General features: G+C 52.4%; 16 protein-coding genes and 1 riboswitch. Of the genes, 7 read left to right on the top strand and 9 right to left on the bottom strand.

What is annotated here, in order from left to right; genetic code table 11:
- Window positions 1-53 precede the first annotated feature (53 nt).
- Window positions 54-4,274, top strand: coding sequence for a DNA-directed RNA polymerase subunit beta' (rpoC, locus tag EC840_RS24740; RefSeq protein ID WP_095924286.1), 4,221 nt, complete (start codon window positions 54-56; stop codon window positions 4,272-4,274).
- A 230-nt stretch (window positions 4,275-4,504) separates the two neighbouring features.
- On the opposite strand, the gene thiH is transcribed toward rpoC, so the two are convergent.
- The 7 genes from thiH to rsd all read right to left on the bottom strand — a co-directional run bounded on the left by thiH (window position 4,505) and on the right by rsd (window position 10,852).
- The gene (thiH, locus tag EC840_RS24735; protein ID WP_132967376.1) at window positions 4,505-5,683 is read right to left on the bottom strand and encodes a 2-iminoacetate synthase ThiH; all 1,179 of its coding nucleotides are present in this window, start codon (window positions 5,681-5,683) and stop codon (window positions 4,505-4,507) included.
- Window positions 5,680-6,459 (bottom strand): thiazole synthase, encoded by a 780-nt coding sequence (locus tag EC840_RS24730; protein ID WP_132967374.1) that lies wholly within the window; start codon window positions 6,457-6,459, stop codon window positions 5,680-5,682. Before EC840_RS24730 ends, thiH begins: the two co-directional genes overlap by 4 nt.
- A gap of 1 nt (window position 6,460) precedes the next feature.
- Window positions 6,461-6,661, bottom strand: coding sequence for a sulfur carrier protein ThiS (thiS, locus tag EC840_RS24725; RefSeq protein WP_113878335.1), 201 nt, complete (start codon window positions 6,659-6,661; stop codon window positions 6,461-6,463).
- A complete protein-coding gene (locus EC840_RS24720) occupies window positions 6,658-7,407 on the bottom strand; it encodes a HesA/MoeB/ThiF family protein (protein WP_132967373.1) in 750 nt (249 codons plus the stop codon). The genes thiS and EC840_RS24720 overlap by 4 nt, the downstream gene beginning before the upstream one ends.
- The gene (gene thiE, locus EC840_RS24715) at window positions 7,400-8,053 is read right to left on the bottom strand and encodes a thiamine phosphate synthase (RefSeq protein ID WP_112288550.1); all 654 of its coding nucleotides are present in this window, start codon (window positions 8,051-8,053) and stop codon (window positions 7,400-7,402) included. The genes EC840_RS24720 and thiE overlap by 8 nt, the downstream gene beginning before the upstream one ends.
- Window positions 8,050-10,002: a phosphomethylpyrimidine synthase ThiC gene (thiC, locus tag EC840_RS24710; protein ID WP_132967371.1), complete on the bottom strand. Its 1,953-nt coding sequence runs from the start codon at window positions 10,000-10,002 to the stop codon at window positions 8,050-8,052. The genes thiE and thiC overlap by 4 nt, the downstream gene beginning before the upstream one ends.
- 122 nt (window positions 10,003-10,124) lie before the next feature.
- Window positions 10,125-10,251: riboswitch (TPP riboswitch) on the bottom strand.
- Window positions 10,252-10,336: 85 nt separating this feature from the next.
- Window positions 10,337-10,852: a sigma D regulator gene (gene rsd, locus EC840_RS24705; RefSeq protein WP_112288552.1), complete on the bottom strand. Its 516-nt coding sequence runs from the start codon at window positions 10,850-10,852 to the stop codon at window positions 10,337-10,339.
- Window positions 10,853-10,950: 98 nt separating this feature from the next.
- On the opposite strand from rsd, the gene nudC reads away from it, so the two are divergent.
- The 6 genes from nudC (at window position 10,951) to EC840_RS24675 (ending at window position 15,391) form a co-directional block, all read left to right on the top strand.
- Window positions 10,951-11,736, top strand: coding sequence for an NAD(+) diphosphatase (nudC, locus tag EC840_RS24700; RefSeq protein ID WP_112288553.1), 786 nt, complete (start codon window positions 10,951-10,953; stop codon window positions 11,734-11,736).
- Window positions 11,737-11,807: 71 nt separating this feature from the next.
- On the top strand, window positions 11,808-12,872 hold the full coding sequence (hemE, locus tag EC840_RS24695; RefSeq protein WP_112288554.1) for a uroporphyrinogen decarboxylase: 1,065 nt from the start codon (window positions 11,808-11,810) through the stop codon (window positions 12,870-12,872).
- Between the two features lie 9 nt (window positions 12,873-12,881).
- Entirely contained in the window at window positions 12,882-13,562 is a 681-nt protein-coding gene (nfi, locus tag EC840_RS24690; protein WP_112288555.1) for a deoxyribonuclease V, read from the top strand.
- Window positions 13,563-13,632: 70 nt separating this feature from the next.
- Window positions 13,633-14,223, top strand: coding sequence for a YjaG family protein (locus tag EC840_RS24685; protein ID WP_095924297.1), 591 nt, complete (start codon window positions 13,633-13,635; stop codon window positions 14,221-14,223).
- A gap of 190 nt (window positions 14,224-14,413) precedes the next feature.
- Window positions 14,414-14,686 (top strand): nucleoid-associated protein HU-alpha, encoded by a 273-nt coding sequence (hupA, locus tag EC840_RS24680; protein ID WP_013577396.1) that lies wholly within the window; start codon window positions 14,414-14,416, stop codon window positions 14,684-14,686.
- A 51-nt stretch (window positions 14,687-14,737) separates the two neighbouring features.
- Window positions 14,738-15,391, top strand: coding sequence for a DUF1481 domain-containing protein (locus EC840_RS24675; RefSeq protein WP_181955600.1), 654 nt, complete (start codon window positions 14,738-14,740; stop codon window positions 15,389-15,391).
- Between the two features lie 65 nt (window positions 15,392-15,456).
- Here the strand turns inward: EC840_RS24675 and purD are convergent, their stop codons facing one another.
- Both purD and purH read right to left on the bottom strand, forming a co-directional pair.
- Window positions 15,457-16,746 (bottom strand): phosphoribosylamine--glycine ligase, encoded by a 1,290-nt coding sequence (gene purD, locus EC840_RS24670; protein WP_112288557.1) that lies wholly within the window; start codon window positions 16,744-16,746, stop codon window positions 15,457-15,459.
- 45 nt (window positions 16,747-16,791) lie between these two features.
- Entirely contained in the window at window positions 16,792-18,381 is a 1,590-nt protein-coding gene (gene purH / locus EC840_RS24665) for a bifunctional phosphoribosylaminoimidazolecarboxamide formyltransferase/IMP cyclohydrolase (RefSeq protein WP_132967369.1), read from the bottom strand.
- Window positions 18,382-18,807 lie beyond the last annotated feature (426 nt).

Here is an 18,807-nt window from a genome sequence, read left to right as displayed (position 1 = left end):
TTAATCAATACAGACCAGGTGCCTAACAGGTCTAACCCGACGGGAGCCAATCCGTGAAAGACTTACTAAAGTTTCTGAAAGCGCAAACTAAGACCGAAGAGTTTGATGCGATCAAAATTGCTCTGGCATCGCCAGACATGATCCGTTCTTGGTCTTTTGGTGAAGTTAAGAAGCCAGAAACCATTAACTACCGTACGTTCAAACCAGAACGTGACGGCCTTTTCTGTGCCCGTATCTTCGGACCAGTAAAAGACTACGAATGCCTGTGCGGTAAGTACAAGCGTTTAAAACATCGCGGCGTGATCTGCGAGAAGTGCGGCGTTGAAGTGACCCAGACTAAAGTACGCCGTGAGCGTATGGGCCACATCGAACTGGCTTCCCCGACTGCACACATCTGGTTCCTTAAATCGCTGCCGTCGCGCATCGGTTTGCTGCTGGATATGCCACTGCGTGATATCGAACGTGTTCTGTACTTCGAATCCTATGTGGTTATCGAAGGCGGCATGACTAACCTCGAAAAACGCCAGATCCTGACTGAAGAGCAGTATCTGGATGCGTTGGAAGAGTTTGGTGATGAGTTCGACGCGAAGATGGGTGCGGAAGCAATTCAGGCTCTGTTGAAAAACATGGACCTGGAAGCAGAGTGCGAGCAACTGCGTGAAGAGTTGAATGAAACCAACTCCGAAACCAAACGTAAGAAGCTGACGAAGCGTATTAAGCTGCTGGAAGCGTTCGTTCAGTCTGGTAACAAACCAGAGTGGATGATCCTGACCGTGTTGCCGGTACTGCCACCAGACTTGCGTCCATTGGTTCCGTTGGACGGCGGCCGTTTCGCAACGTCGGATCTGAACGATCTGTATCGTCGCGTTATCAACCGTAACAACCGTCTGAAACGCCTGCTGGATCTGGCTGCGCCAGACATCATCGTACGTAACGAAAAACGTATGCTGCAAGAAGCGGTAGATGCTTTGCTGGATAACGGCCGTCGCGGTCGTGCAATCACCGGCTCTAACAAGCGTCCGCTGAAATCTCTGGCAGACATGATTAAAGGTAAACAGGGTCGTTTCCGTCAGAACTTGCTGGGTAAACGTGTCGACTACTCTGGTCGTTCCGTTATCACCGTAGGTCCATACCTGCGTCTGCACCAGTGTGGTCTGCCGAAGAAAATGGCACTGGAACTGTTCAAACCGTTCATTTACGGCAAGCTGGAACTGCGTGGCCTGGCCACCACCATCAAAGCCGCTAAAAAAATGGTTGAGCGCGAAGAAGCTGTCGTTTGGGATATCCTGGACGAAGTTATCCGCGAACACCCGGTACTGCTGAACCGTGCACCAACCCTGCACCGTTTGGGTATCCAGGCGTTTGAACCGGTTCTGATCGAAGGTAAAGCAATTCAGCTGCACCCGCTGGTTTGTGCGGCATATAACGCCGACTTCGATGGTGACCAGATGGCTGTTCACGTACCGTTGACGCTGGAAGCTCAGCTGGAAGCGCGTGCGTTGATGATGTCTACCAACAACATCCTGTCACCTGCGAACGGCGAGCCAATCATCGTTCCTTCTCAGGACGTTGTATTGGGTCTGTACTACATGACTCGTGACTGTGTTAACGCCAAAGGCGAAGGCATGGTTCTGACCGGTCCTAAAGAAGCTGAGCGTATTTACCGCGCCGGTTTGGCCTCTCTGCATGCGCGTGTCAAAGTGCGTATTACAGAAGAGATCAAAAATACCGAAGGCGAAGTTACGCACAAGACGTCGATTATTGACACGACTGTTGGTCGCGCCATCCTTTGGATGATCGTACCAAAAGGTCTGCCGTTCTCTATCGTCAACCAGCCTTTGGGCAAAAAAGCTATCTCCAAAATGCTGAACACTTGTTACCGCATTTTGGGCCTGAAGCCGACCGTTATTTTTGCTGACCAGATCATGTACACCGGTTTTGCTTACGCTGCCCGTTCAGGCGCGTCAGTAGGTATCGATGACATGGTAATCCCTGCGAAGAAAGCAGAGATCATCGAAGAAGCAGAAACCGAAGTTGCTGAAATCCAGGAACAGTTCCAGTCTGGTCTGGTAACTGCTGGCGAACGCTATAACAAAGTGATCGACATCTGGGCTGCGGCCAACGAACGTGTTGCTAAGGCAATGATGGAAAACTTGTCTGTTGAAGACGTCGTCAACCGTGACGGTGTTGTTGAACAGCAGGTTTCCTTCAACAGTATCTTTATGATGGCCGACTCCGGTGCGCGTGGTTCTGCTGCACAGATTCGTCAGCTGGCCGGTATGCGTGGCCTGATGGCGAAACCAGATGGTTCCATCATTGAAACGCCAATCACCGCGAACTTCCGTGAAGGTCTGAACGTACTCCAGTACTTCATCTCTACTCACGGTGCTCGTAAAGGCTTGGCGGATACCGCACTTAAAACGGCTAACTCCGGTTATCTGACCCGTCGTCTGGTTGACGTCGCTCAGGATCTGGTTGTGACTGAAGACGACTGTGGTACTCACGAAGGCATCATGATGACTCCGGTTATCGAAGGTGGCGACGTTAAAGAACCACTGCGCGAACGTGTTCTGGGTCGTGTAACTGCAGAAGATATCCTCAAGCCGGGTACGGCGGATATTCTGGTTCCACGTAACACCCTGCTTCACGAGAAGACGTGTGATCTGTTAGAAGAGAACTCAGTCGACAGCGTGAAAGTACGTTCAGTCGTAAGTTGCGAAACCGACTTTGGTGTGTGTGCAAACTGCTACGGTCGCGACCTGGCACGTGGTCACATCATCAACAAAGGTGAAGCGATCGGTGTTATTGCAGCACAGTCCATCGGTGAGCCGGGTACCCAGCTGACGATGCGTACGTTCCACATCGGTGGTGCGGCATCTCGTGCGGCAGCGGAATCCAGCATCCAGGTTAAGAACACTGGTACCATTAAACTGAGCAACCATAAGCACGTTAGCAACTCTAACGGCAAACTGGTCATCACTTCCCGTAACACTGAGCTGAAATTGATCGACGAATTCGGTCGTACCAAAGAAAGCTATAAAGTGCCTTACGGTTCCGTGATGGGCAAAGGCGATGGCGCATCAGTTAACGGCGGCGAAACCGTTGCTAACTGGGATCCGCACACAATGCCAGTTATCAGTGAAGTGAGTGGTTTCATTCGCTTTGCCGATATGGTGGATACTCAGACCATCACACGCCAGACCGACGACCTGACCGGTTTGTCTTCTCTGGTGGTTCTGGACTCTGCAGAGCGTACCGGTAGCGGTAAAGACCTGCGTCCGGCACTGAAAATCGTTGACGCTAAAGGCGACGACGTATTGATCCCAGGTACTGATATGCCTGCTCAATACTTCCTGCCAGGTAAAGCGATTGTTCAGCTGGAAGATGGTACTCAGATCCACTCTGGTGACACCCTGGCGCGTATTCCTCAGGAATCCGGCGGTACCAAGGACATCACCGGTGGTCTGCCACGCGTTGCTGACCTGTTCGAAGCACGTCGTCCGAAAGAGCCTGCAATCCTTGCTGAAATCAGTGGGATCATCTCCTTCGGTAAAGAAACCAAAGGCAAACGTCGTCTGGTAATTTCTCCGTTGGATGGCAGCGATGCTTACGAAGAAATGATCCCTAAATGGCGTCAGCTGAACGTGTTCGAAGGCGAAGTTGTGGAACGTGGTGACGTCGTATCCGACGGCCCAGAGTCTCCGCACGACATCTTGCGTTTACGTGGTGTTCACGCGGTTACCCGCTACATCACCAACGAAGTGCAGGAAGTTTACCGTCTGCAAGGCGTTAAGATTAACGATAAGCATATCGAAGTTATCGTTCGTCAGATGTTGCGTAAAGGCACCATCGTTAGCGCTGGTGGCACTGACTTCCTGGAAGGCGAGCAGGCAGAAATGTCTCGCGTTAAAATCGCTAACCGTAAGCTGGAAGCTGAAGGCAAAATCACGGCAACATTCAGCCGTGACCTGCTCGGTATCACCAAGGCATCCCTGGCGACCGAATCCTTCATCTCTGCTGCGTCGTTCCAGGAAACCACGCGCGTTCTTACCGAAGCGGCTGTTGCCGGTAAACGTGATGAACTGCGTGGCCTGAAAGAGAACGTTATCGTTGGCCGTCTGATCCCAGCCGGTACCGGTTACGCTTATCACCAGGATCGTGCACGCCGTAAAGCTCAGGGCGAAGTGCCAGTTGTACCGCAAGTCAGCGCGGATGAAGCAACGGCTAACCTGGCTGAACTGCTGAACGCAGGTTTCGGTAACAGCGACGATTAATCGTCTTCTGTCGAAACGCATAAAACCGCTCCTTCGGGGGCGGTTTTTTTTGCCTGAAATCTGGGAATTGATAATGCTGAGAAAGAGGAGCCGAAACAGGGAACTGGACGATAACCTGTTCCGGCTATTTGGAAGCAGCGCCGGGATGAGTGGCGCCGGCCATCTGCGAATGTGCAGCGGCAAAAGCACAGTAATGCCCCCGGCCTGCTGGCGCGAGGGGCAAAATCATTTCATGGAATCTGCATTCCTGAGAATTTACCGGTTTGCCATCCGCCGACATTTTCCTGCGAGACGCGCCCCAAAAAACTGTCCCAGTCTTTCCACACCGGCTGAAGCCCGGCTTGCGTTAATGCTTGCGCAACACGTTGTGGCGATCGGTTATCGTGCGGAGCAAATTGCTCAAGTTCCGGATGATCGTCAGCATAGCCGCCGGGCTGTGTTTTAGATCCGGCACTGACGGTGTTGATCGCCAGCGGAATGACGTGATCGCGGAAATAAGGTGATTCGCGTGTAGACAGTGAAAGCTCGACATCCGGTGCCAGCATTCTGAAAGCGCATATCAGCTGAACAAGCTGATTTTCTTCCAGCAATGACGCCGGTTCTATTCCACCGGCGCAAGGACGCAATCTCGGAAACGCCACCGAATAACGGCTTTGCCAGTAAGTTTGTTGCAGATACAGCAAATGCTCGGCCACCATATAACTGTCAGTCCGCCAGTTTCCTGAAAGTCCGAACAGTGCACCCAGCCCGATTTTATCAATTCCCGCTCGCCCGAGCCGGTCTGGTGTTTCCAGTCGCCAGAAGAAATCCTGTTTCTGGCCTCGCAGATGATGTAATGCATACGTCGGTGCGTGATAGGTTTCCTGATAAACCAGCACGCCATCCAGCCCCAGCGTTTTCAGCTCAGCATATTCTTCCTGTTGCAGCGGCTGAACTTCAATCATCAGCGAATCAAAATGGTTTCTGATCGCCGGGAAGTGAAGGCGAAAATAGTCCATGCCAACTTTCCCTTTGTGTTCGCCGGTGACCAGCAACAGATGTTTGAAGCCCAGCGCATTCAGCGCTTCGCATTCCCGCCCGATTTCATCCTTATCCAGCGTTTTACGTTTGATTTTATTGCTCATAGAAAAGCCGCAATAAGTACATTCGTTGGCGCAAAGATTGGATAAATACAGCGGTGCGAAGAAATTCACCGTGTTGCCGAAGCGCTGGCGCGTAAGTTGTTGAGCCCGCTGCGCCATGGGTTCCAGATAAGGCAGCGCCGCCGGAGAAATTAACGCCATAAAATCCTCACGGTCGATTTTATTCCGGCTGAGCGCCCGTTCGACGTCACGTGTTGTTTTACTGTTGATACGCAGGGAAAGGTCATCCCAGTTCAGCGTTGACCAGACATCCGTAAAGCTGCTCATGACGTCGCCTGTGAGGTATTGAGAAAACCGGTCAGCGGGCTGGATGCACTGGCGTGTCGCTGTCTGCTGCCTAAACCACTTTGTCGGGCGATTACTCCAGCCTCTACTGCCAGCCGGAATGCGGTTGCCATCGCGACCGGATCGCCCGCGACGGCAATCGCGGTATTGACCAGTACGGCATCGGCACCCAGTTCCAGTGCTTCTGCGGCCTGGCTCGGTGCGCCAATACCGGCATCCACTATCACCGGAATACGCGCCTGTTCGATGATAATTTGCAGAAACTCGCGGGTTTGCAGCCCCTGGTTTGAACCGATCGGCGCACCCAGCGGCATGACCGCTGCGCAACCCGCTTCCTCCAGACGCTTACACAGCACCGGATCCGCGCTGCAATACGGCAGAACCACGAAGCCTTGTTTCACCAGAATCTCTGCGGCTTTCAACGTTTCAACGGCATCAGGCAGCAGATATTTTACATCCGGGTGAATTTCGAGTTTCACCCAGTTTGTTCCCAGCGCTTCTCTTGCCAGTTGCGCGGCAAACACCGCTTCTTCCGCCGTTTTGGCGCCTGAGGTATTCGGCAACAAACGTACACCTAGCTGTTGCAGGGGAGACAAAATGTCGTCTCCGCCGCGACGCAGATCGACACGTTTCATCGCCATGGTCACCAGCTGAGAGCCGGATGCTTCGAGCGCTCGTTGCATCAGCGCCGGACTGGCGAATTTTCCCGTACCTGTAAAAAGGTGCGATGTGAATGTGGTATCAGCAATTTTTAACATGTCAGCCTCCGGCTATCGCCTGAAAGAGCAAAATCTCATCACCATCTTCCAGCAAGTGAGCAGGCCAGTTATCACGGGGAATAATGACCTGATTAACTGCCAGCGCGCTGCCTGCAGGGTTTAACGCCAGTTCATCGAGCAGGGCAAGTAACGTGAGCGGTTGACTGAAGTGGTGAGATTCATCATTAACCAGAATGTTCACGCGTGGCCTCCGCAGACGGCACAGCTGGACGATCGCGTGAGTTGCAGCGAACGCCAGTTTTGTGTTTTTCCGTCGAACAGCCGCAGTTTGCCGCTTAAGGATGAAGGCATTCCGACTAGCATTTTTATTGCTTCCAGCGCTTGTAGTGTACCGATCACTCCGACCACGGGGCCGAGTATTCCAGCGCTTCGGCAGTTGCGTTGAGGTTCTATTTTTTCAGGGTAGAGGCAGGCGTAACAACCTTGAGAGTAAGGTGGTTCAATTACCAGCAGCTGACCACTAAAACCAATGGCGCTTCCACTAATCAAAGGCTTGCTAGCTGCGATACAAGCGGCATTTACTGCATGGCGAGTGGCCATATTATCGCTGCAATCCAAAATTAGATCGGCCGTTAAAACAGCCTGAGTAAGCAAATCTTCTTGAAGACGCAGGTGAATGGCGATGCAGTCGAGCTGCGGAGTTAATGACTGCAAATGGTACTTCGCCAGATTGGCCTTATTTTGTCCTATGTCATTCGTACGATATAAAATCTGTCTTTGTAAATTAGATATATGCAATTTATCGTCATCAGCCAGTAGGAGTGTGCCAACTCCGGCGGCTGCCAAATACAGCGCAGCAGGGGAGCCTAAACCGCCGAGCCCGACAATCAACACTTTGGAATTAGTTAATTGCTCCTGCCCTTTAGTACCGATGTCTTCCAGCAACAATTGCCGGCTATATCTTAAGAACTCCTGGTCATTAAGCATCTTCCGGCACCTTGCTGGCGCATAAAGCCAGCAGTTCGGCGGTGGCGGCACGCCAGTCCGCTGCCTGTGTAATGGCGCTGACCACGGCAATGCTGCCGACGCCGCAATCGAGAACCGACGGCGCGCGTTCAATGCTGATCCCGCCGATAGCTACCGTCGGGAATCTTCCGTCGAGTTGCTTAATATGTCGGGAGAGTTCTTCCAGACCCTGCGGGGCTGACGGCATGTCCTTGGTCTGCGTCGGGAAGATATGTCCGAGTGCGATATATGAAGGATTCACGGCGACAGCGCGCGCCATCTCAGTATCGTCATGGGTGGAGACGCCCAGTCGTAAACCGGCCTGACGGATTGCCTCAAGATCGGCAGTATCCAGATCTTCCTGACCCAGATGCACGCCATAAGCCTGATGTTTTACCGCCAGACGCCAGTAATCGTTGATGAATAACCTCGCCTGATATTTTTTCCCTAGTGCGATAGCCTCGATAATTGCTGGCTCAACTTCTTCATCGGGTAAATCTTTTACACGCAGTTGCAGCGTTTTAACTCCTGCTTCCAGCAGGCGGGCGATCCATTCCACCGTATCAACGACCGGATATAAACCGAGGTGAAAAGGAACGGCAGGAAAGGGCTGAGCGGACTGATTCATTTGTTGACCTCCGTGGCAGGGTGATAAAGCTCGCTGCCGCGTGAACGGAATTCGGCCGACATTTGCGCCATGCCGGATGCAACGAGTTCTATTGGCTGGGCTTTGGCTTCCAGCGCGGCGGCGTAATCGCGAACTTCCTGAGTGATTTTCATTGAGCAGAATTTCGGGCCGCACATCGAGCAGAAGTGAGCAACTTTGCCGGATTCCTGCGGCAGCGTTTCATCGTGGTAAGCACGCGCAGTGGCCGGATCCAGAGCCAGATTGAACTGGTCTTCCCAGCGGAATTCAAAACGCGCTTTGGACATGGCGTTATCGCGGATTTGCGCACCCGGATGACCTTTGGCTAAATCGGCGGCGTGTGCTGCGATTTTGTAGGTAATCAAACCCTGCTTAACGTCTTCTTTGTTCGGCAGGCCGAGATGCTCTTTTGGCGTGACATAACACAGCATGGCGCAGCCAAACCATCCAATCATCGCCGCACCAATACCGGAGGTGAAGTGGTCGTAACCCGGCGCGATATCAGTGGTCAGCGGGCCGAGGGTATAGAACGGCGCTTCATGACAGTGCTCGAGTTCTTCGGTCATATTGCGGCGGATCATCTGCATCGGCACATGCCCGGGACCTTCGATCATCACCTGCACATCGTATTCCCAGGCAATTTTGGTCAGTTCGCCCAGCGTGCGTAATTCAGCGAATTGTGCTTCGTCATTGGCATCCTGAATTGAGCCCGGACGTAAGCCGTCGCCCAATGAAAGGGAGACATCGTAGGCAGCGCAGATTTCGCAAATTTCACGAAAATGCTCGAACAGGAAGCTTTCGCGATGATGTGAAAGACACCATTTCGCCATGATTGAACCGCCACGCGACACAATGCCGGTCAGACGTTTGGCCGTCATCGGTACGTAACGCAGCAAGACACCGGCATGAATGGTGAAGTAATCGACGCCTTGCTCGGCCTGTTCCAGCAAGGTATCGCGGAACATGTCCCAGTTCAGGTCTTCGGCCACGCCGTTCACTTTTTCCAGCGCCTGATAAATCGGCACCGTGCCGATCGGCACCGGGCTGTTGCGCAGGATCCATTCGCGGGTTTCATGAATATAACGGCCGGTGGAGAGATCCATCACGGTGTCCGCGCCCCAGCGCGTTGACCACACCAGCTTCTCGACTTCTTCTTCTATGGATGATGTCACCGCTGAGTTGCCGATATTAGCGTTCACTTTCACCAGGAAATTACGCCCGATGATCATCGGCTCTGATTCAGGATGGTTGATGTTGGCAGGAATAATCGCACGCCCGGCGGCGACTTCCTGACGCACAAACTCTGCGGTGATATTGGCAGGCAAATGCGCGCCAAAGCTTTCACCGGGGTGTTGCTGGCGCAAAATCTCGCCACGGATCCGCTCGCGGCCCATGTTTTCGCGAATGGCGATGAACTCCATTTCCGGGGTAATCGTGCCTTTGCGTGCGTAATGCAGCTGCGTAACATTTTTGCCAGACATGGCTTTTCGCGGACGCGGCAGATGTTCGAAGCGCAGATGATCCAGCCCTTCGTCCGCCAGCCGTTGCTGGGTAAAGCCGGAGCTGACCTGTGGGAGTTCCTCCGTGTCCGCACGCTCTTTTATCCAGCGGGCACGTAATTTTTCCAGACCGGTATGCACGTCGATAACTGCCGACGGATCCCCGTAAGATCCGGCGGTGTCATAAACAGGGATGGCTTCGTTTTCTTCGAACTGCGGATTATCTTTGCCACCGCCGACCAGTGTCGGGCTGAGTTGGATTTCACGCATCGGCACGCGAATATCTTTGCGGTCACCTTCAAGATAAATACGGCGGGAGTTGGGGAAGGCTTCGCCCTGCAGACTGTCGATAAACGACTGAGCCTGCGCGCGTTGTTCACGGCGATTAGACGCTTTCTTTTCGGAAATAACGGGTTTCTGGGTACTCGACATAGCAAATTCCTCGCAAAAAAACGTGATGGAAAATTGCTTGTCTGGAGGTTTACGGCAGGAGTAAAAATGGGCGGTGCAGCACAGGCGGCCTGATGCAGGCGAATGCCAGAGTGAGCTGAACGCATAACATTACTCTTGTTCCCTTCGCGGGTACTAACCCGATCAGGTTCCGCGGATCCCGAATTAACGGTCTCAGCCTGGCGTAATCTTCGCGAGAAAATTATGCGCTAGGCACTCCGACAAGAAGCCTCAATATAGGAGGCGTTTTTTGAAACTACAACTAAAACTACAATTAAAACTACAAACAGGTGCAGAGTTTTAATGTGACAAAGCGTTAAGCCGGTCTGGCGAGATGTTCTTCATTTGCAGGTGGTTTTTCTTCATGATTGCTGCGGTCAAATGCCAGAATAATCAATTGATCTTCCAGCTGAAAACGCGCATCCAACGCTTCACCTACATCGGATAATGCATAATGAAATGCGAAAGCATTGTCATCATCAATATCATTTTCAGTGTAACTATCATGGAAAGCCATGATAGCTTCAGTGTTCAGCTCCAGTGCAGGGTATATTTTCGCAGCCTGCAATTTTATCGGACTGTTCGCACCTTCGACTTCATCAATGATCCGCTGATACAGATGGAAATGACCGGCTGAAAGATAGTCCACCAGGTTATGGCAAAAGTTATCCAGCGCTTTTTCGTTGAGAGGGGTATGTTTTTCTTTATTGGGTTTCAGGCCGACCAAAGTGCAGTACGAAACCAGCAGCTCTTTGCGCGCGTGCAGCCATTGATCCACTAACTCATTACTGCCACCAACGCGTTGGGTCAGTCTTTCCAGACGATTTAGCATGGTTGACTCCGTGAGCGATAAAAAAGTAACTAAAAGTTACTAATATGTGAATATCTTACTCAGATTGTCAGTCCCGACGAGGTTATGCAACAACAATTATGGAATTACAGATTACTGAGCAACATAACGGCTGGTGGGTTATCAGCCAGGAAGGCAAGCTGTGGCTGCCTGAGGGCGAACTGCCGTTTGGCAGCGCCGCACAATATTCTCTGACCGGTAAAACGGCGCGTCAGATTGGCGAATGGCAGGGTGAACCTGTCTGGCTGGTCCGTCAGACAATGCCAAATCATATGGTTTCCGCCCGTCAGCTGCTGGATCAAGATCGCGGATTATTCCAGCTGGTCGGGCGCGGTGTGCAGCTGTCAGAGTTTTATCGTTCTCATAAGTTCTGCGGATACTGCGGGCATGAAATGCACGTCAGTAAGACCGAGTGGGCCGCACTTTGCGGGAATTGTCGCGAACGCTATTACCCGCAGATTGCACCCTGCATCATTGTAGCAATCCGCAAAGGTGATGAGATTTTGCTGGCGCAGCACGTCCGTCATCGTAATGGCATTCACACGGTTCTGGCTGGATTTGTTGAAGTCGGTGAAACACTGGAAGAAACCGTGGCTCGCGAGGTCATGGAAGAAAGTAATATCCGCGTGAAGAATGTCCGTTACGTCAGTTCCCAACCGTGGCCGTTCCCCAATTCGCTGATGATGGCATTTATGGCGGATTACGACAGCGGCGATATTAAACACGACCCGAAAGAGCTGCTTAACGCTGACTGGTACCGCTTTGACCAGCTGCCACAGCTGCCACCGCCTGGCACGATTGCCCGTCGTCTGATTGAAGACACAGTTGCGCAGTGCCGCGCAGAAAGCGAAGACGACGAGGTCTAGCGTCAGTTTTGCGTGATAGAATGCCGTCATATGATTGTCGTGCGGCCCGAATATTGAAGGAAAGAGCAAGAATGAATGAGTTGAAAAACGACCGTTACCTGCGTGCTTTGTTACGTCAGCCAGTGGACATTACACCGGTGTGGATGATGCGTCAGGCTGGCCGTTATTTGCCGGAGTACAAAGAAACCCGCGCTGAAGCCGGCGATTTTATGTCGCTGTGTAAGAATGCCGAACTGGCTTGTGAGGTGACTTTACAGCCGCTTCGTCGCTATCCGCTGGATGCAGCGATCCTGTTCTCGGACATCCTGACCATTCCTGATGCGATGGGGCTGGGGCTGTATTTCGAAGCCGGTGAAGGCCCGCGTTTTTCTTCGCCACTGACCAATCGTGCTGATGTCGAAAAGCTGCCGGTTCCGGATCCTGAAATGGAGCTGGGCTATGTGATGAACGCCGTGCGTACCATCCGTAAAAACCTGAAAGGTGAAGTGCCGCTTATTGGTTTCTCCGGTAGCCCGTGGACTCTGGCGACGTATATGATTGAAGGCGGTAGCAGCAAAGCCTTTACCAAAATCAAAAAAATGATGTACGCCGATCCGTCTACCTTGCACCTGTTGCTGGATAAAGTGGCCGACAGCGTCATTCTTTACCTTAATGCTCAGATTAAAGCGGGCGCGCAGTCGGTGATGATTTTTGACACCTGGGGCGGCGTACTGACACCTCGCGATTACCGCGAGTTCTCCCTTAACTACATGCACAAAATCGTCGATGGCCTGATCCGTGAAAACGAAGGCCGCCGTGTGCCGGTGACCTTGTTTACCAAAGGCGGAGGCCAGTGGCTGGAAGCGATGGCGGCAACGGGTTGTGACGCGCTGGGTCTGGACTGGACCACCGATATTGCTGAAGCGCGCCGTCGGGTTGGCGACAAAGTGGCGATTCAGGGCAACATGGATCCTTCCATGCTTTACGCCTCACCGGTGCGGATTGAGCAGGAAGTGGAAACCATTCTGGCTGGTTTCGGCAAAGGTAATGGCCATGTGTTTAATCTTGGCCACGGTATCCACCAGGACGTTCCGCCAGAAAATGCCGGCGCTTTTGTGGAAGCGGTACACAGCTTGTCCCGCCAGTATCACGAGTAACATGGCGTTATGATCGACACGCGCGCGTTACGTGAAGAGCAACGGATCCTTGCAGATCAGATAGAACTGCAGGATCCGCCTGAATTCACTACACCGTCGTTGATCGCCGGTGTGGATGTCGGGTTTGAGCAGGGCGGTGAAGTCACCCGCGCGGCGGTCGCTGTTCTGAGTTATCCAACTTTGGAGCTGGTCGAATATCAGATAGCCCGCATTCCGACCGTCATGCCCTACATTCCTGGTTTCCTTTCTTTCCGTGAGCTTCCCGCACTTTTACAAGCCTGGCAGCAAATCTCATCGCACCCTGATCTGGTTCTGGTTGACGGGCAGGGGATCGCGCATCCGCGGCGCCTCGGTGTCGCCAGTCATTTTGGCCTGATGATTCACGTGCCGACCATTGGTGTGGCGAAAAGCCGTTTATGCGGGCAGTTCCTGCCGTTAGGTGAAGCGCTACACAGCAGACAGGGGCTGTATGAAGGCGATGAACAGATTGGCTGGGTGTGGCGAAGCAAGCTACGCTGTAATCCATTGTTCATCTCGCCTGGTAATCGGATCAGCATGGACTCCTCTCTTTATTGGGTGGAACAATGCATGCGGCAATATCGGCTGCCGGAACCGACCCGTTGGGCTGATGCCGTGGCATCAAACCGGGCGTCGTTTCAACGCTGGCAACGCTTGAGTGATGATCTTTAGGAATCAAGGAATAGGGATATTGATTTATTTCAGGTAAACTCCCGCGCAGAAAAGTTAACGAGATCAACTCATGTTACGTAATCCAATTCATTTACGTCTCGAAAAGCTGGAAAGCTGGCAACACGTGACGTTTATGGCGAGCTTGTGCGAACGCATGTACCCGAACTATCAGGCATTTTGCCTGGAAACCGGGTTTGGCGAAGCACAGCTGTACCGTCGTATCCTGGACTTAATCTGGGAAACGTTGGTGGTAAAAGACGCCAAGGTCAATTTTGACTCACAGCTCGAAAAACTGGAGGAAGCGGTGCCTTCTTCCGATGATTACGATCTCTACGGGGTTTATCCGGCGATTGATGCGTGTATTGCATTAGGCGAACTGATTCATTCGCGTCTGAGCGGCGAAACGCTGTCTCATGCGATTGCGGTGAGTGAGACGTCAATTCGTACTGTCGCGATGCTGGAAATGACTCAGGCAGGTAAAGAAATGACCGATGAAGAACTCAAGGTCATTCCTGCCGTTGAAGAAGAATGGGACATCCAATGGGAGATTTTTCGCCTGTTGGCTGACTGTGAAGAGCGTGACCTGGAATTAATAAAAGGGTTACGTTCTGACCTGCGTGAAGCCGCTGTCAGTAACATCGGCATAAATTTAGCGCAATAAGGCAATAAAACGTGATTTAACGCCTGATTTGTCGTGCCTTAAGGCTTCACATCCGCACCCTGTCTGGTCTACATTTGGGGTGCGTAAAAAAAGTGGCTATCGGTGCGTGTATGCAGGAGGGTGCTGTCAATCGGCATATCCGTCGCACTCGATGCTTTGCAAACGATAAACACACTGTAAAGGATAACTTATGAACAAGACTCAACTGATTGATGTAATTGCGGACAAAGCTGATCTTTCCAAAGCACAGGCCAAAGTTGCTCTTGAATCTACTCTGTCTGCTATTACCGAGTCTCTGAAAGAAGGTGATGCTGTACAATTGGTTGGTTTCGGGACTTTCAAGGTAAATCATCGTAACGAGCGTACTGGTCGTAACCCACAGACTGGTAAAGAAATCAAAATCGCAGCTGCAAACGTGCCTGCGTTCGTTTCTGGTAAAGCTCTGAAAGACGCTGTTAAGTAATTGCTTGCAGTGAAAAGAATAAGCGGAGGGGTTTTTAGGCCCCTTCAGTTTATCACCCCCAGGCTGGTAGCAGGTTTACTGGTGCTCGGTCTGGTGGGTTGTAGTTCTGATAAAGGTCCTGAGTTATTCTTTGCCAGCGGTTATGTTGCTGATCAGGGAATCAACCGGCTCTGGCGTGAAGATACCGCCCAGCACGAGCCTCAAACCATTCTCAACGTCTATAGCCCCTATTTCGGCGGCGATACGATCATCACCCGATACGAATTCCAGCAGGGGCAATTGCACCTGATTAAAGAAACTCATGCCACCAAAACGGATTTGGGCGTCATGCTGCGTTTTGACGAGGGTGGCAATGTCAGCTTTATGCAGCGACAGCTCCCGGAGCGTCGGGAAAAATTATCCTCTGATGAAATCGAACGCTATAAATATGAAGCGTCAAAAATCCTCGACCTGAGCAATGCGCTGCAGGCAGGCAATGTCCGCCTGGTTCAGGCTCGCTGGCGCAAAGGCATCATAACGACCTGCGCAGGTGAACAAGTGACGCCGGCGCTCACTGTCCGTTCACAGGTCTGGCTGGCGAAACGAGCCAGTCGCAGTAACGATAATCTGGGGCTAGCGTGGCTGACGGCACCGCAGGGCAACGAGCTGTTGCTGGTCGCCAATGAAGATTTCTGTAAATGGGAACCGAAAGAGTCTGACCTCTGATCCCGTTTTGATAAAAGAAAAGGCACGCCGAAGCGTGCCTTTGTTGATCGTCGGGACGGAAAAAATTAATGATTACGTTCGCGGTCGATAGCGCGATAACCGATGTCTTTGCGGCAGAAGCTGCCTTCCCAGTGAATATCTTTTGCTAAATCATAAGCGCGTGCCTGAGCCGCTTCCACGGTTTTGCCCAACGCCGTCACACACAATACGCGGCCGCCATTCGTTACCACACGTTCATCCTGCAAGCGGGTTCCGGCCTGGAAGACTTTGCCATCTGGCACCTCTTCCAGCGGCAGGCCGTGGATAACGTCTCCGGTTTTGTAATCGGCAGGATAGCCACCTGCGGCGAGCACGACACCCAGCGACGGGCGCGGATCCCACTCGGACGTTTTATCGCCAAGACGACCTTCAGCACCGGCGAGGCAAAGATCCACAAGATCTGAGCGCAGACGCAACATGATCGGCTGAGTTTCCGGATCGCCGAAACGGCAGTTGAACTCGATCACTTTCGGCTGGCCGTCAGCTGAGATCATCAGACCTGCATACAGGAAACCGGTATAAGTGTTGTTTTCTGCCGCCATGCCACGAACGGTCGGCCAGATAACCTGATCCATGACGCGCTGATGAATTTCATCGGTCACTACCGGCGCCGGAGAATAAGCGCCCATGCCGCCGGTATTCGGGCCGCTGTCGCCGTCACCCACGCGTTTGTGATCCTGACTGGTCGCCATCGGCAACACATTGGTGCCGTCGACCATAACGATGAAACTGGCTTCTTCGCCGTCGAGGAATTCTTCAATAACAATGCGATGGCCTGCATCGCCGAAAGCATTGCCCGCCAGCATGTCGTGAACGGCGTCTTCCGCTTCTTTCAACGTCATCGCAACAATGACGCCTTTACCTGCTGCCAGACCGTCAGCTTTGATAACAATCGGCGCGCCTTTGCTGCGCAGATAAGCCAGCGCAGGTTCGATTTCAGTGAAGTTCTGATAATCAGCGCTTGGAATGTTATGGCGAGCCAGGAAATCCTTAGTGAAAGCTTTAGAACCTTCCAGCTGCGCGGCTTCCTGCGTCGGGCCAAAGATTTTCAGACCGGCTGCGCGGAAAGCATCCACCACACCAATCACCAGTGGCGCTTCAGGTCCAACAATGGTCAGGCCGATGTCATGACTTTTAGCGAAAGCCAGCAAACCGGCGATGTCAGTGGCGGCGATGTCCACGTTTTCCAGCAACGGCTCCAGCGCGGTACCGGCATTGCCAGGCGCAACAAAGACTTTATCAGCCAGAGGTGACTGCGATGCCTTCCATGCCAGTGCATGTTCACGCCCGCCGTTACCGATAATTAAAATATTCATTCGAAGACTCCGGTGAGCGGGCGCAACGCACCCGCTAAAAGAAAATTAATGACGGAAGTGGCGCATGTCGGTGAACAGCATCGCAATACCGTGTTCGTTTGCCGCGGCGATCACTTCATCGTCACGGATAGAACCGCCAGGCTGGATAACGCAGGTGATGCCTACTGCTGCTGCTGCATCGATGCCGTCGCGGAACGGGAAGAAAGCATCAGAAGCCATGACAGAACCAGCGACTTCCAGACCTTCGTCGGCGGCTTTAATTCCGGCAATTTTAGCGGAGTAAACGCGGCTCATCTGGCCAGCGCCGATACCGATGGTCATTTTGTCACGTGCATACACAATGGCGTTGGATTTCACGAATTTTGCGACTTTCCAGCAGAACAGCGCATCTGTCAGTTCCTGCTCCGTCGGCTGGCGCTCTGAAACCACACGCAGATCAGCCGCATCAACCATACCCAAATCGCGATCCTGAACCAGCAGGCCGCCGTTAACACGTTTGAAGTCCAGTGCTTTCTGACGATCTTCCCATTGCCCGCAGGTCAGTACGCGAACGTTTTGTTTGGCTGCGGTCAGGGCCAGAGCTTCGGCACTGACAGATGGCGCAATGATCACTTCTACAAACTGACGGCTGATGATGGCTTTTGCTGTTTCGGCATCCAGTTCACGGTTGAAGGCAATAATGCCGCCGAAAGCGGATGTCGGATCAGTCTGATAGGCGCGCTCGTAAGCTGCAAGAATGCTGTCACCGATGGCCACGCCGCAAGGATTGGCATGTTTAACGATGACGCAGGCCGGTTCAGCAAATTCTTTCACACATTCCAGTGCGGCATCGGTATCCGCAATGTTGTTATAAGAAAGCGCCTTGCCCTGAAGCTGGGTAGAAGTGGCAACCGAAGCTTCGCTGACGTTCTCTTCTATATAGAAGGCCGCGTTCTGATGGCTGTTTTCGCCATAACGCATATCTTGTTTCTTTATATAGCTAAGATTCAGTGTGCGCGGGAACGGTCCGGAAGCGGATTCGGTATCGCCGTGATAAGCCGGCACCATGGTGCCGAAGTAGTTGGCAATCATGCCGTCATAAGAGGCCGTGTGCTCGAAAGCTTTGATCGCCAGATTGAAACGGGTCGCCAGCGTCAGTGAGCTGCTGTTGGAATCCATCTCTTCTATAATAGATGCATAGTCGCTGCTCTTCACCACGATGGCGACGTCTTTGTGGTTCTTCGCCGCTGAGCGAACCATTGTCGGGCCACCGATATCAATGTTTTCTACTGCATCTTCCAGTGAACAGTCCGGGCGCGCGACGGTTTGTGCGAACGGATAAAGGTTAACGACCACCATGTCGATTGGCGCAATGGAATGCTGCGCCATAATTTCATCATCTTTCCCGCGACGACCGAGAATGCCGCCGTGAACTTTCGGGTGCAGAGTTTTGACGCGTCCATCCATCATTTCCGGAAAACCGGTGTAGTCAGACACTTCAGTGACTGGCAGACCGGCTTTAGCCAACAGACTGGCAGTTCCGCCAGTGGAAAGTAATTCAACGCCACGCGAAGACAGGGCCTGGGCGAATTCTACGATACCGGCTTTGTCAGAAACACTGAGCAGGGCGCGGCGGATTGGACGAGATTGTTGCATGGTGGTTGTATCCTTGGCTTTGGAGTCGCAGTAAAGATCGTTATCGGAGTTCAGTGACGCTTTTCTTCTCTCCTTCTCTTTATATAGAGAAAATTATTGAGAGCAATTTGCAGAAAACGCGGGACTGAGCTCGGATAACTCCCCTCTGGCAACCGGTATTTCATTTATTACCCATAAAGGGCTGCGAAAACTGACGCGCGAAATTGTAGCGAAAACGATTGCGCGACGCTCGCAAAATTTGAGATTCATGTGCCTCTGTGGATAAATCTGTGTAAAACACGGTATAAGCAGTGTGTTTGCTGTGTAATGCAGCAAACAGTGATTTTTCTTAAAATTAGCCCTTGCGGCCTGCTGAGAACTCCCTATAATGCCGCTCCATCGACAGGGAACAACGTGAACAACATCACGAAGTAACCGGGTCGGAAA

It is taken from the genome of Rahnella sp. JUb53 (assembly GCF_004346065.1).
GTDB classification, from domain to species: domain Bacteria; phylum Pseudomonadota; class Gammaproteobacteria; order Enterobacterales; family Enterobacteriaceae; genus Rahnella; species Rahnella variigena.
This window is presented reverse-complemented; position numbering and strand designations above follow the sequence as displayed.

Coding starts and splice junctions, on each gene's coding strand:
- thiH (WP_132967376.1), bottom strand. CDS start 5,683: ATGAGCAGCTTTACGGATGTCTGGTCAACGCTGAACTGGGATGACCTT.
- EC840_RS24730 (WP_132967374.1), bottom strand. CDS start 6,459: ATGTTAAAAATTGCTGATACCACATTCACATCGCACCTTTTTACAGGT.
- EC840_RS24720 (WP_132967373.1), bottom strand. CDS start 7,407: ATGCTTAATGACCAGGAGTTCTTAAGATATAGCCGGCAATTGTTGCTG.
- thiE (WP_112288550.1), bottom strand. CDS start 8,053: ATGAATCAGTCCGCTCAGCCCTTTCCTGCCGTTCCTTTTCACCTCGGT.
- thiC (WP_132967371.1), bottom strand. CDS start 10,002: ATGTCGAGTACCCAGAAACCCGTTATTTCCGAAAAGAAAGCGTCTAAT.
- rsd (WP_112288552.1), bottom strand. CDS start 10,852: ATGCTAAATCGTCTGGAAAGACTGACCCAACGCGTTGGTGGCAGTAAT.
- nudC (WP_112288553.1), top strand. CDS start 10,951: ATGGAATTACAGATTACTGAGCAACATAACGGCTGGTGGGTTATCAGC.
- hemE (WP_112288554.1), top strand. CDS start 11,808: ATGAATGAGTTGAAAAACGACCGTTACCTGCGTGCTTTGTTACGTCAG.
- nfi (WP_112288555.1), top strand. CDS start 12,882: ATGATCGACACGCGCGCGTTACGTGAAGAGCAACGGATCCTTGCAGAT.
- EC840_RS24685 (WP_095924297.1), top strand. CDS start 13,633: ATGTTACGTAATCCAATTCATTTACGTCTCGAAAAGCTGGAAAGCTGG.
- hupA (WP_013577396.1), top strand. CDS start 14,414: ATGAACAAGACTCAACTGATTGATGTAATTGCGGACAAAGCTGATCTT.
- purD (WP_112288557.1), bottom strand. CDS start 16,746: ATGAATATTTTAATTATCGGTAACGGCGGGCGTGAACATGCACTGGCA.
- purH (WP_132967369.1), bottom strand. CDS start 18,381: ATGCAACAATCTCGTCCAATCCGCCGCGCCCTGCTCAGTGTTTCTGAC.